The 11,984-nt window shown below is 56.5% G+C and carries 10 protein-coding genes; 3 read left to right on the top strand and 7 right to left on the bottom strand.

What is annotated here, in order from left to right; all coding sequences use genetic code 11:
• Positions 1–262 precede the first annotated feature (262 nt).
• The 5 genes from EI185_RS02980 to EI185_RS02960 form a co-directional block, all read right to left on the bottom strand.
• Entirely contained in the window at positions 263–2,920 is a 2,658-nt protein-coding gene (locus EI185_RS02980; protein WP_124703637.1) for a bifunctional diguanylate cyclase/phosphodiesterase, read from the bottom strand.
• A gap of 222 nt (positions 2,921–3,142) precedes the next feature.
• A complete protein-coding gene (topA, locus tag EI185_RS02975) occupies positions 3,143–5,656 on the bottom strand; it encodes a type I DNA topoisomerase (RefSeq protein WP_124703636.1) in 2,514 nt (837 codons plus the stop codon).
• 24 nt (positions 5,657–5,680) lie between these two features.
• Positions 5,681–6,142, bottom strand: a complete 462-nt coding sequence (locus EI185_RS02970) for a Smg family protein (RefSeq protein ID WP_124703635.1) — start codon at positions 6,140–6,142, stop codon at positions 5,681–5,683.
• Between the two features lie 8 nt (positions 6,143–6,150).
• Complete coding sequence (gene dprA / locus EI185_RS02965; protein WP_223247638.1) at positions 6,151–7,221, bottom strand: DNA-processing protein DprA; 1,071 nt, start codon at positions 7,219–7,221, stop codon at positions 6,151–6,153.
• A complete protein-coding gene (locus EI185_RS02960) occupies positions 7,218–8,225 on the bottom strand; it encodes a LysM peptidoglycan-binding domain-containing protein (protein ID WP_124703634.1) in 1,008 nt (335 codons plus the stop codon). Before EI185_RS02960 ends, dprA begins: the two co-directional genes overlap by 4 nt.
• A 165-nt stretch (positions 8,226–8,390) precedes the next feature.
• Here EI185_RS02960 and def point away from each other — a divergent pair, with 165 nt between their 5' ends.
• The 3 genes from def (at position 8,391) to htpX (ending at position 10,760) form a co-directional block, all read left to right on the top strand.
• Positions 8,391–8,894, top strand: coding sequence for a peptide deformylase (gene def, locus EI185_RS02955; RefSeq protein ID WP_124703633.1), 504 nt, complete (start codon positions 8,391–8,393; stop codon positions 8,892–8,894).
• A gap of 22 nt (positions 8,895–8,916) precedes the next feature.
• On the top strand, positions 8,917–9,843 hold the full coding sequence (gene fmt, locus EI185_RS02950) for a methionyl-tRNA formyltransferase (protein WP_124703632.1): 927 nt from the start codon (positions 8,917–8,919) through the stop codon (positions 9,841–9,843).
• A 62-nt stretch (positions 9,844–9,905) separates the two neighbouring features.
• Positions 9,906–10,760: a zinc metalloprotease HtpX gene (gene htpX, locus EI185_RS02945; protein ID WP_124703631.1), complete on the top strand. Its 855-nt coding sequence runs from the start codon at positions 9,906–9,908 to the stop codon at positions 10,758–10,760.
• A 70-nt stretch (positions 10,761–10,830) separates the two neighbouring features.
• Here the strand turns inward: htpX and EI185_RS02940 are convergent, their stop codons facing one another.
• Both EI185_RS02940 and EI185_RS02935 read right to left on the bottom strand, forming a co-directional pair.
• Complete coding sequence (locus EI185_RS02940; RefSeq protein ID WP_124703630.1) at positions 10,831–11,289, bottom strand: DUF4426 domain-containing protein; 459 nt, start codon at positions 11,287–11,289, stop codon at positions 10,831–10,833.
• A gap of 59 nt (positions 11,290–11,348) precedes the next feature.
• Positions 11,349–11,984, bottom strand: coding sequence for an ABC-type transport auxiliary lipoprotein family protein (locus EI185_RS02935; RefSeq protein WP_124703629.1), 636 nt, complete (start codon positions 11,982–11,984; stop codon positions 11,349–11,351).

Below are 11,984 nucleotides of genomic sequence, written 5' to 3'. Positions count from 1 at the left end.
GAGGTAAACAACGTGCCAGATGGCGATGCCGCCGACAGACACTGCCGCAAGCTGGCACTGGGCAGTATCATGTCTGGCAGGCCTGCGAAGCAGGCAATGATCCCGGCTTAGCCTTGCAGGCATCTGACGGAGAACATAAAAAAAGAACGAGGATGTGTTACACGCAGCGAATTTTGAGGCTGTTGAGCTTTATTTGCCAGCTGCAAAAACCGATAGGACAGCCGATGAATACCGGCATCGGGTCATTACCGGGTTATGAAAATCAGCACGCTGCAACTGAAGTGGTATCCAGTTCATCGGCAGGGAGCGGCCGGCTGAAGTAGTAACCCTGATATTCGTCACAACCCTGACCGCGCAGGAAGGCAAGCTGGGCTTCGGTTTCGACGCCTTCTGCCACCACCCGGATACTGAGCTGGTGCGCCATCACGATGATTGCTGCAACCATGCCCTCATCGTCCGGGTCTGTGGTGATATCGCGTACAAAAGACTGGTCAATCTTGAGCTTGTCGATGGGGAAACGCTTGAGATAGCTCAAGCTGGAATAGCCTGTGCCGAAGTCGTCGAGCGACAATTCAATACCCAACGCCTTCAGCTCGCACAGAATGCCAATGGCTTCTTCCGGGTTTTCCATGATGACGCTCTCGGTGACTTCCAGTCCCAGCCAGTGCGGATCCACGCCGGTTTCCTTCAGCACTTGAGTGAAGGTTTGTACCAGGTGTTTCTGGCGGAATTGGCGCGGCGACAGATTGACCACCATTCGCTGTAGCGGTATCCCCTGTTCGCGCCATTGTTTAAGCTGATAACAAGCCCGCCTAAGCACCCAGTCACCGAGCGGTATAATCACGCCGGAGTCTTCGGCGATGGGAATAAACCGGGCCGGGGAAATCAGCCCCAGTTCGGGATGGTTCCAGCGTACCAGTGCTTCGGTAGCAACGATACGGCCATCCGCAATATTCACCAGGGGCTGATAATGAAGCAGCAACTGGTTGCGATCAATGGCCTGGCGCAGACTGCTTTCCAGCAGCAAGCGTTCAGCGGCTGCCGCATTCATTGTCTGCGCGAAGAACTGGTAATTGCTACGCCCCGCTTCCTTTGCATGGTACATGGCCGTATCGCTGTTCTTGAGCAGCGTTTCGACATCCTCACCATCCTGCGGATAAACCGCGATGCCGATGCTGGCGCCGGTGCGCAAGTCTTGTCCGTTGATAACAAATGGCGCTGACAGGGCGCTGAGTATTTTTTGCGCCACCACAGCAGAATCCTCGGCAGCACTCAGACTTGCCAACAGCACAATGAACTCATCGCCCCCCTGCCTGCCAACCGTATCTTCCGCCCGTAAAGACTCGATGAGCCGTTGGGCGACTCTTTGCAGCAGTTGATCTCCCACGTTGTGTCCGAGAGTATCGTTAATGCTCTTGAATTTATCCAGATCGATGAACATGACAGCAAACTGAGCATCGGCGCGCCGGGCCCATGCAATGGTTTGCTGAGTCCTGTCCTGGACCAGACGCCGGTTGGGTAAGTCGGTGAGCGCATCGAAATGCGCCAGATGAATGATTTTTTCCTCGGTTGCCTTGCGCTCGGTGATGTCGCGCATGATGCCAATGAACATGCGTTGCCCATCCAGGCTAAACTCTGAAACCCGCAACTCCATCGGAAAAGTCTCGCCATTACTGCGCTGTGCCGCCACTTCGCGTGCGGTACCGATTACGTGGGATTCGCCGGTCTGAAGATAGCGCTCCAGGTATTGATCGTGCTCGCTGCGGTAAGGCTCGGGCATTAGTATGGATATGTTTTCGCCAAGAATGTCTGCGCTGCGATAATTGAACATCCGTTCCGCACCCGGGTTGAACAGTTCAATCCTTCCATTGGACGAGATACTGACGATGCCTTCATCAACATTGTCGAGCAGCATCCGCACGCGGTTTTCACTGTCGCGCAAACGTACATTCGCCGCGCGCGCTTCCCGTTCCGAGCGCACCAATTCTGTCACCAGCGGGGTCAGCAGCCAGCGCAGCAACAATAGCGCTATAGCGAGCATGGCGACGATTAGCGGCAACAGATAACGTAGCTGGCTCCAGATCGGCGCATACAATTCAGCGCTATCCATTTTCAAAACCATACCCAGCCCTAAATCGTCGACCGGGCTATATGCCGCTACCACCTCCTGATGGCGGTAGTCCTGCGCAATAACGAATCCGGTTTCTCCCTCCAGGGCATGGGTCATGGGTAATGGCGCGCCTGTCGGTGATCTTTTGGCTAAAGTGAAGATGTGATGAGTGAGTGTTGTGGGAAAGCACTGCATTTGATTGGCTCCCGTGGATGCACACAATGCCAGTTCCGCAGTTTTGCCCGAACGCTCCACACTCTTGAACATGCTGCTCAACGTGGGTAATGGTGTTTCGGTGATCACCCGTCCGACGACGCGCCCGGCTTTCACCATGTTTACATCCGTGCGCAAAAAAAACTGGTTGCTGTACAGGATTTGCGTGTGGCCGACAGTACTCACCGGAACGCTGAGTGCGGGCTTCCGCAAGAAAGCCCCGGCATGGGCGACCTCTTTCCCTTGCGCATCGAATAACGAAATTGCCGTGAGCCCGGTCGAAAGAAAGGATTGGGCAGCCTTGGTAAGCACGGTTAGCGTTGCGTTATCTCCAGAATGCGTGTTCGCGTACTCTATTTGATTAATCAAAAGAGGGCGCGTGGCAACCGTCAGGCCTTTCTCAAAGCCGCCCCGGATTTCCGATTGAGCGATATCGACGTGGTTTTGCAGCGATGTCTGAAGAGTTTGTCTGAGCAGATTCTCGGCATGGCGTTGCATGATGTAAAACACCATCATGCCGACCAGAATGGCGACTGCAACCAGGATCGTCCCGGCAACAAGCCCAATTCTTTGCTGATCAATTTTTTGTTGTGACATGTATCTTGGAGTAGGTCGGCAAGAGACGCGATACGGCACAATGGCGCATACGAAGCACTGTTTTCGCCCGGCACCCGCAAACTGAGTGGCTAGCCTTTTTCAACTTATCATGGAAATGATTTTAAAAACAATACACCACCATTACGGAAGATACCGGCTGTATGGATATCGATGATTATTTATCGTGGGCCGGTGCCGTCATAGAAATCACGCCGATACACATCAAGCGGCGGTCTTGGTACGCTTGGCGGCTGTTTTCGGTTTAGCCTTAGGCTTGGCTTTGGCGGCAGGTTTCTTGCGAGTAGCCGGACCTTTGGCAGCACGGGCGGCCAGCAGGGGAAGCGCCTCTTCCAGCGTACAAGCTTCCGGATCGGCATCCTTGGGCAGGGTGGCGTTGATTTTTCCGTGCTTGACGTACCAGCCGTACTGGCCGCTATGCAGAGTCACCGGTTTGTCGTCTTCGGGATGGTTGCCCAGCGGTTTGCCGGCGGGTGCACCGCCGCGCGGCTCCTTTGCCATGGCCAGTATTTCCAGCGCACGCGCCAGTTCGATGCTGTAAACATCGTCAGCCTTGGGAATGGATTTGAACTTGCCATCGTGCTGCAAATAGGGGCCAAAACGGCCAATGTTGGCGACAATAGGCAGCTGGGTGTCGGGGTGCAGACCCACTTCGCGCGGTAGTGACAATAGTTTCAGTGCAGTCGGCAGATCGGCCAGCTCGGTAGGTAGGGTTTTTGGCCACGACGCGCGGCGGGGTTTGATTTTTTTGTCTTCCGGCGTGGCGCCGACCTGTACGTACCAGCCGTAGCGGCCATTCAGCAACAGGATATCCTGACCGCTAGCCGGGTCAGGCCCGAGCACAACGGGGCCATCCTCATTGCCGCCGTGCAGGGGACGTGTGTAATCGCACTCAGGATACGCGGAACAGCCGATGAATAGACCGCGCTTGCTGGCCTGCAGGAACAAACGCGCGCCGCACTTGGGGCAAGGCTCATCGGGGATCGGGCAGCCGCGCTCCACGTCGGCCTTGGCGGCCAGGGTGCCGGAAAATTCCTGCCAGAAGTCATCCAGCAGCGGGATGTATTTGAGCGTGCCGTTGGACACGTCGTCAAGCCGGTCTTCCAGTTTGGCGGTGAAATCGTAGTCCACGTAGTGGGTGAAATGGGTGGTGAGGAAGCAGTTCACCAACTGCCCGATCGGCGTGGGCATGAAGCGTTTCTTGTCGAGAATCGCGTATTCGCGGTCCTGCAGTGTGGAGATAATGCTGGCATAGGTAGAAGGGCGACCGATGCCGTATTCTTCCAGGGTTTTCACCAGGCTGGCCTCGGTGTAGCGCGGCGGCGGCTGGGTGAAATGCTGCTCGCCGGAAAGCTTGTCCACCGGCACGGTTTCACCTTCGGCCAATACCGGCAGCTTGGCTTCTTCCTCGCTCTCCTCGTCGTCCTGGTTTTCCTGATAGACGGCGATGAAGCCCGGGAACACCAGGGTCTGGCCGGTGGCACGGAACAGATTGTCGGGGCCGCCCACGGCGATATCGAGGCTCACTGTGTCAAACTGCGCCGGGCTCATCTGGCACGCCAGGGTGCGTTTCCAGATCATTTCGTAGAGACGTGCCTGGTCGATGGTGAGGAACTTGCGCACCGATTCCGGTGTGCGCGAAATGGCGGTAGGGCGAATCGCCTCGTGCGCCTCCTGGGCATTCTTGGATTTGTTGCGGAAATATACCGGTGCCGCAGGCAGGTAACCGGCGTCGAAATTTTTAGAGATATAGTCGCGCACGTCTTCGATGGCTTCGCGCGCCAGATTGACCGAATCGGTACGCATATAGGAGATCAGGCCGACCGCGCCGCCGCCGATATCGATACCCTCGTACAGTTGCTGGGCGGTGCGCATGGCGCGATCAGTGGTCATGCCGAGCTTGCGTACCGCTTCCTGTTGCAGCGTGGAGGTCGTAAACGGCGCAGCCGCGCTGCGTGATTTGCGTTTCTTTTCCACGCGCGTAACGCTGCCGGTTTCGGCATTGGCGAGGGTGTCGAGCACCGCCTGTTGCGCGTCACCCGTAGCGATACTGAACTGGTCGAGCTTTTCGCCCTGGTACTGCACCAGGCGTGCAGAAAACGCCTGCTTGCCCTTGTGGCTGTCTAGGTGAATGGTCCAGTATTCGCGCGCCTGGAATTTTTCGATCTCCAGTTCGCGTTCGACAATCAGGCGCAGCGCCGGGCTTTGTACGCGTCCGGCGGACAGCCCCGGACTGATCTTGCGCCACAGCAGCGGCGACAGATTGAAACCCACCAGGTAATCCAGCACACGCCGCGCCTGTTGCGCATCTACCAGCGGCATGGCGATTTCACGCGGATTGTCGACGGCATGCTGAATGGCGCTCTGGGTGATTTCGTGAAATTCGATGCGCGCGATAGGTTTCTTCGGCGTGATCTTTTTCTCGCGCAGGATTTCCGCGAGATGCCAGGCAATGGCCTCTCCCTCGCGATCCGGGTCAGTTGCCAGCAGGATGCGATCTGCTTTTTTTGCCGCACGCACGATGGCGTCTACGTGTTTTTCGTTGCGCTCGATGAGTTGGTACTTCATGGCGAACTGGTTGTCCGTATCCACCGCACCGGTTTTCGGTACCAGGTCACGCACGTGACCGTAGCTGGCGAGGATTTCGTAATCCTCGCCGAGGTATTTTTTCAGGGTTTTTGCCTTGGAAGGCGACTCGACAATAACGAGAAATGACATGTGTATCAGTGCGCCGCGGGGGCGTTAATGGATGGAGAGGTTATGGCCATCGTTAAACAGCATATCCTCGAGTAATAAGTAGTCCTGGTTTGGGTTCTGGCTCCACAGCACCATCAGCGCGATCCACTTGATTTTGTCCGGAGTGATTTCGTCTTCATCCAGAGCCAGAACGCGATCGATCACCCATTCACGCTGCAAGGGGTTGAGTATGCCAGCCTGTTCCAGGAATATCAGCAAACCCTGACTCTCGGTATCCAGCCGGTCCTGCTCCAGTTCGGCGTAAAATCGGGTGGCCTGGCTGTGAACCAGACTCGCCGGGTATTCTGCACTGTTGAGTGTGCTCAGATCCGAGAACCAGTCCAGCGCATGGTCGATTTCATCGCCGTTGAAACCGGCGGCAGTCAACTTGAGCGCCAGCGCATCGCGATCCGGAGCCAGTTCAACATGCGGGTAATTTTCAAATAGGTAAATTAGGATTTCTAACATTATCTTTTTTAAACAATACGTTGGTAGAAACCACCAGGGAGTGTGGCGACATAGCCCTGAAGCTCCCTTTCCAACAGCATGGCGGAAAGCCTATCAGGCGTCAACCCGCAGCGCTCGGCCAGCACATCCAGGCTGACGGGTTCAAAACCCAGCGCAGACAGCAATGGATCATCCCCTGTAGCGCCAGGGGCAAGGGAGGGAATGGTAACTTGCCAATGCAATTCATCAAGCACGTCCTGCGCCGATTCGACCAGTTTGGCGCCTTGTTTAATGAGCGCATGACAACCGCGCGCCACGGGTGAATGGATCGAACCGGGGATGGCAAAAACTTCTCTGCCTTGTTCTGCCGCCAGCCTTGCTGTAATGAGCGAGCCGCTTTGCAAAGCGGCCTCCACGACCAGACAGCCCAGGCTCAGACCACTGATAATTCGATTGCGGCGTGGAAAATTGGCGGCAATGGAGGGCGTTCCGATGGAGAATTCCGAGAGCAGCGCTCCGCCCTCGGCCAGTTGATGGGCAAGCGCCTTGTTGCGTGCCGGATAAACGATATCCAGTCCGGTACCGACTACCGCCAGGCTGCCCGCTGCGCCAGCCAGTCCCCCGCGATGCGCAGCAGCATCGATACCCAGCGCCAGACCACTGACGATGGAAAGCCCGGCCTGCGATAGCGCGCTCGCGAAAGCTTCGGCGTTGGACGCACCCTGAGGCGTGGCATTGCGGCTCCCGACAATGGCGAGCATCGGTGCACCGAGCAATTCGCGGCGGCCTTTCAGGTACAACAATGGCGGAGGATCGGGGATTTCCAGAAGACGCGACGGATAGTCGCTGTCAGCCAGGGTAACCAGATGATTGCCGGGCGCATCGAGCCAGCGCAGAGCCGGCTTGATGGCTGCGTCATCCACGCCGGCGGATAGGCGTTGGATAACCGGCTGGGAAAGATAGGGTTTCAGGGCGCTGCCAGAAGCAGCGTAGATTTGCTCCGGGCCGCCAAATGCGGCCAGCAAAGCCCGGTAGGATTGCCCGCCCAGCCCGCGCGTGTGCGCCAGACCCAGCCAGGCGCAGCGCTCAGCCCGGTTCAAGGATTGCGCACAGTGTCCAGCAGGTTAACCGGGCGATGGATCTCCATCACCAAGGCGTAAGACACCTTGTCGAACACGCGGTATACCATCAACAGCCCGCTACGCGAGTCAGGAAGCTGGATTTTGTCCACAATGTTGCCTTTTTTGTACACGGCCAATACCGTACCGACATCCAGGTTGTCGCGACTGCCCTTGTTGAGCACCACAGTGGCATATTGCCCGGCTTCGGATACCCCGCCATAGATCGAGATTACCCGGCCCTGAATATTGGACGCAGGAGGGTGGGGAATATAGCGGAACGAGTAGATATCCTCTGCGGGTTTAAGCTTGTCGCCGGCCTGAATTTCTTCAGTAGAGCGAGTAATCAGAATCTTCTGCGGATCACCCGGCGTGACGGTGTGCGCGTCGCCCAGGTATTCAACTTGATATCCCAGAGTCTCTTGGGTGTCAGGATCTTTGAGCGCCTTGCCGGGGCGTAGAATTTTCCAGTTGCGGGTATCGTCTTTGCCGCCGGTAGCGTAGGCCTGATCACCGGTTCCAAGAACCATGCGGTCATCCTGTGAACCAATGATGCGCGGAGCGTCGTTGAGTGCGCCTTCGTCCATTACAAAGGGCTGGCTGATGAAAGCACTCACCGCTGACGCCGGGATCGACGGAACGCCTTGTTCGGCTTCTGATTCAGCGTGAACCTGCGGGGACAATTTCACCGTGTCCGATTTTCCCGTCTTGAGCAATGAAAGTCGCGGGTTGGCGCCGCTTCTGTCGAGCACAATCACGTCACCCGGATAAATCCAGTGCGGATTCTTGATTTCTTCCTTGTTCATACCCCAGATTTGAGGCCACTTCCATGGATCCTTGAGGAATTTTCCGGAAATGTCCCACAAGGTATCACCCTTGACCACAACATAGCGGTCCGGGGCGTTAGCCTGCATCTTGAGTGTGTCGGCATGGCTGGAAAGAGCCATAAAACCAGTTAAAAACAACGATAAAGCGAGCTTGCGCATGGTATCCCCTTGGCGCGGATTTTAGTTTAGACCTTGTCTATCCCAAGTGCCGTGTAGTAATGTGGCGTCTTCCTGTTGTAGCTTGTGTTTTAACGGCCGATTCGGCAATTAATTTAGGGACTTGATCTGGATTCTGCATGGAATGGTTTATGCAGGCAAGCAATTATGGCGCTATTAAACATTATTCACTACCCTGATCGGCGTTTGCATACCGTCGCCAAACCTGTCGCGCAAGTTGATGAGCGCATCCGTAAACTGGTCGCCGACATGGCGCAAACCATGTATGCCGCGCCTGGTATCGGCCTGGCGGCTACCCAGGTCGACGTGCACGAGCAAGTGATTGTGATCGACATTTCGGAAACGCGCGACGATCTGCGCGTATTCATTAATCCTAGATTGCTTAAGGCCGACGGCAGTGCAGTCCACGAAGAGGGTTGTCTATCGGTACCCGGCATCTACGATAAGGTCACTCGCGCCGAGCGTATTACAGTCGAAGCGCTGAATACTGAAGGCGCTTCTTTTACGCTTGACGCGGATGGTTTGCTGGCAGTGTGCATTCAGCATGAAATGGATCACTTGCTGGGCAAGGTATTCGTGGAATATCTGTCCAGCCTGAAACAGACCCGCATCAAGAACAAGCTCAAAAAACATCTGCGCGAAACCATGTAGCGCAGACCTCGCCGTTATTCACATGCATATCATTTTTGCCGGGACTCCGGAATTCGCACGGGTTGCGCTGACCGCGCTGCACGCGGCCGGCCATACGGTCGCGGCGGTGCTGACGCAGCCGGACCGGCCTGCCGGACGCGGCATGAAGCTCAAGGCCAGCCCGGTCAAACAGGAAGCGTTACGGCTGGGCTTGCCGATATTGCAGCCGGCCTCCCTGAAGACGCCCGAGGCTCAGGATGCGTTGAGCGCATTGGATGCCGATTTAATGGTGGTCGCCGCCTACGGTTTGATCCTGCCGCAGACAGTTCTGGACATCCCGTGCCACGGCTGCCTGAATATCCACGCCTCGCTGCTGCCACGCTGGCGTGGCGCCGCGCCGATCCAGCGCGCCATTCTGGCAGGCGACACCGAGACCGGCATCACCATCATGCAGATGGACGCCGGGCTGGATACCGGCGCCATGCTGCGCCGCGACGCCATCCCGATCGCGCAGGACGACACCAGCGCCAGCCTGCATGACAAACTCGCTACGCTGGGCGGGCAGGCCATCGTTGCCGTACTTGATCAGATGAGCAAGGGCGCACGCGTGCCAATACCTCAGCCGGATGAAGGTGCGAGCTACGCTGCCAAAATCAGCAAAGCTGAGGCTACGCTGGATTTTAACCGGCCGGCCACCGAGCTGGCGCGCGCTGTGCGGGCATACAATCCCGCGCCGGGCGCAACGACCCAACTGCATGGCACGTCGCTCAAAATATGGTCAGCGCATGTTGTCGATCACTGTGGTGTTCCCGGCAAAGTCATTGCAACTGCAGCGCACGGTATTGTGGTTGCCTGTGGCAACGGTGCGCTATGTATTACCGAGGTGCAGCCCGCCGGCGGCAAGCGTCAATCCGTCAGCCAGTTTTTGGCGGGCCATCCGCTATCAAGCGATACACAATTCGGCGATTGAATTTTGCGCTATGCGCACCATCTAACCAGCGTCAATTTCGACGGCTGACAAGGAATCGGACAATGTTTGGCAACTGGTTAAAAACTTCCATACTGATGGCGGGCATCGTCGTTCTGTTTGGTACAGTGGGCATGTTGCTGGGCGGGCAAAAGGGCATGCTGATTGCGTTGCTGTTCGCAGGGGGAATGAACGTATACGCCTACTGGTTTTCCGATCAGATGGTATTGAAAATGTACAACGCCCAACAGGTCGATGCCAGTGCCGCGCCAGAGTTCTACGGGATCGTGGCGGAACTGGCCCAGCGCGCAGGGCTGCCCATGCCCAAGGTATACATTATTGACGAGGCGCAACCCAATGCATTCGCCACCGGACGCAACCCGGAACACGCGGCAGTAGCGGCGACGACCGGGATAATTCAGTTACTCAGCCACCGCGAGCTGCGCGGCGTGATGGCGCATGAGCTTACTCACGTCAAACACCGCGATATCCTGATATCCACCATGTCAGCGACGGTAGCGGGTGCCATTGCTGCGCTCGCGCAATTCGGCATGCTGTTCGGTGGCGGCAGTAACAATGGTGAACGCAACGTAAACCCGGCGGTAGCCATCCTCATCATGGTCGTGGCGCCCCTTGCGGCGATGCTGATCCAGATGGCGATTTCACGCGCGCGTGAATTCGGTGCGGACCAGGGCGGTGCGGAAATTTCCGGCGATCCCGAAGCGCTGGCTTCCGCATTGCGCAAAATCGAGGCATACGCGCATGGCACGCCCATGCAGGCTGCAGAATTGCACCCGGAAACCGCGCAGATGATGATTATCAACCCGCTTTCCGGGGATGGCATCAAGAGTCTGTTTGCAACCCACCCCGCCACGGATGAACGCGTGGCACGCCTGCTGGCGATGCGCGGCCAAATGTAATAGTTGTAATAATGGCCCCGCCCGACCCATCCATACCATGTCGGGTTGAAGAAAGTGGGCGAAGAGTGCGCTATTGAAAAAATGGCCTGCTGAATTCAGCCTGATATTTTCGCGTTTCACCCGCCGGTTTCGCGCTGACGTTAAATTTCAGCGTGTCAGGAGGTGTAATCCGGAACTCGCCGAGATAATACACAGCACTGCCCTCTTTCACTGTGCGCATGTCAATTTCGGCCAGCTGGGAATTGAGATTGACCACCGTAGCAGTAATTACCGCGGACACGGGCTCGGAAACCCCCAGCTTGTTTTTGCGCAGTACTGCGATGGTCAGCAACCCGCGGTTACGGCTGCGTTCGATGTGGTAATTTTTCGCCACCTCTGGTTGCAACTCATCGGTGGGCATGGCGTTGTAATGGATTTCAATATTGCCGTATTTTACAACCTGTTCGGCCGGATTCGTCTGTGCGGCATGAGCAGCGAAAGGTAATGCCAGCAGGCTGGCGACCAGGGTGAAGTTAGCGAATATATTCATGCGACACTCCTTTTATGATTATGGTATTGCTACCAATATAGACAAAATTCCTTGGATGACTAAGGAAGCTTGTTTGCTGTCACGTCTGATCCCTTTGTGGGTAGGGTTTGTAACCATGCCCCAATATCATCGAGCAGTTTGCCGGTGGCAATATTGAAGGCGGTGACCGCCCCCGCTGCATTGTAGGTCGGCGCGGGGACATTCTGGATAAAAAGTTTGCGTGCAATCAATGTCCGGGTACGTAAATCTGTGACTTCAGCACGTAATTCCACATGGGCGCTGCCGGGCGCGGTGCTGGCCTGATGATAAAAGGCCAGCAAGCTGGTATCGAGCACCCAGTTGCCCTTGATGCCGCTGCCGCTGGAGGCGACTGTCGCGAAAATGTGGTCCGCTTCCAGGCGTGTCAGCAACAGTTCGCCAAGACGCTTGCCGGGACGATCAGCCCAGCGTGCATACTGATACAGCCCCAGTGTGCCAGGGGCACGGCTAAAAGCAATGCTGTCCGTGTTATAGAAAGCATTGGTTGCGGTGTCCAGCACCAGCAGGGTGCGTGGGTTGATGGCCGTAGCCGGGGTGGCGTTGCCACCATCCTCAAGCACGTAGGTAGTGATTTCGGAGGCTTTGTTGTTACCCGTCAGGCTGAAACAGCCGCTCAGGCTCAGTGCCAACATCCCGGCAATCAGGTAGCTTTTCAT

This window comes from Sulfuriferula multivorans, from assembly GCF_003851125.1.
GTDB lineage: Bacteria > Pseudomonadota > Gammaproteobacteria > Burkholderiales > Sulfuriferulaceae > Sulfuriferula > Sulfuriferula multivorans.
The sequence above is the reverse complement of the archived record's forward strand: the minus strand, read 5'-3'. Positions and strand labels throughout refer to the sequence as shown.

What these genes read in the sequence shown, in the direction of transcription:
- EI185_RS02980 (WP_124703637.1), bottom strand. Translation starts at nt 2,920, where the DNA reads ATGTCACAACAAAAAATTGATCAGCAAAGAATTGGGCTTGTTGCCGGG.
- topA (WP_124703636.1), bottom strand. Translation starts at nt 5,656, where the DNA reads ATGTCATTTCTCGTTATTGTCGAGTCGCCTTCCAAGGCAAAAACCCTG.
- EI185_RS02970 (WP_124703635.1), bottom strand. Translation starts at nt 6,142, where the DNA reads ATGTTAGAAATCCTAATTTACCTATTTGAAAATTACCCGCATGTTGAA.
- EI185_RS02960 (WP_124703634.1), bottom strand. Translation starts at nt 8,225, where the DNA reads ATGCGCAAGCTCGCTTTATCGTTGTTTTTAACTGGTTTTATGGCTCTT.
- def (WP_124703633.1), top strand. Translation starts at nt 8,391, where the DNA reads ATGGCGCTATTAAACATTATTCACTACCCTGATCGGCGTTTGCATACC.
- fmt (WP_124703632.1), top strand. Translation starts at nt 8,917, where the DNA reads ATGCATATCATTTTTGCCGGGACTCCGGAATTCGCACGGGTTGCGCTG.
- htpX (WP_124703631.1), top strand. Translation starts at nt 9,906, where the DNA reads ATGTTTGGCAACTGGTTAAAAACTTCCATACTGATGGCGGGCATCGTC.
- EI185_RS02940 (WP_124703630.1), bottom strand. Translation starts at nt 11,289, where the DNA reads ATGAATATATTCGCTAACTTCACCCTGGTCGCCAGCCTGCTGGCATTA.
- EI185_RS02935 (WP_124703629.1), bottom strand. Translation starts at nt 11,984, where the DNA reads ATGAAAAGCTACCTGATTGCCGGGATGTTGGCACTGAGCCTGAGCGGC.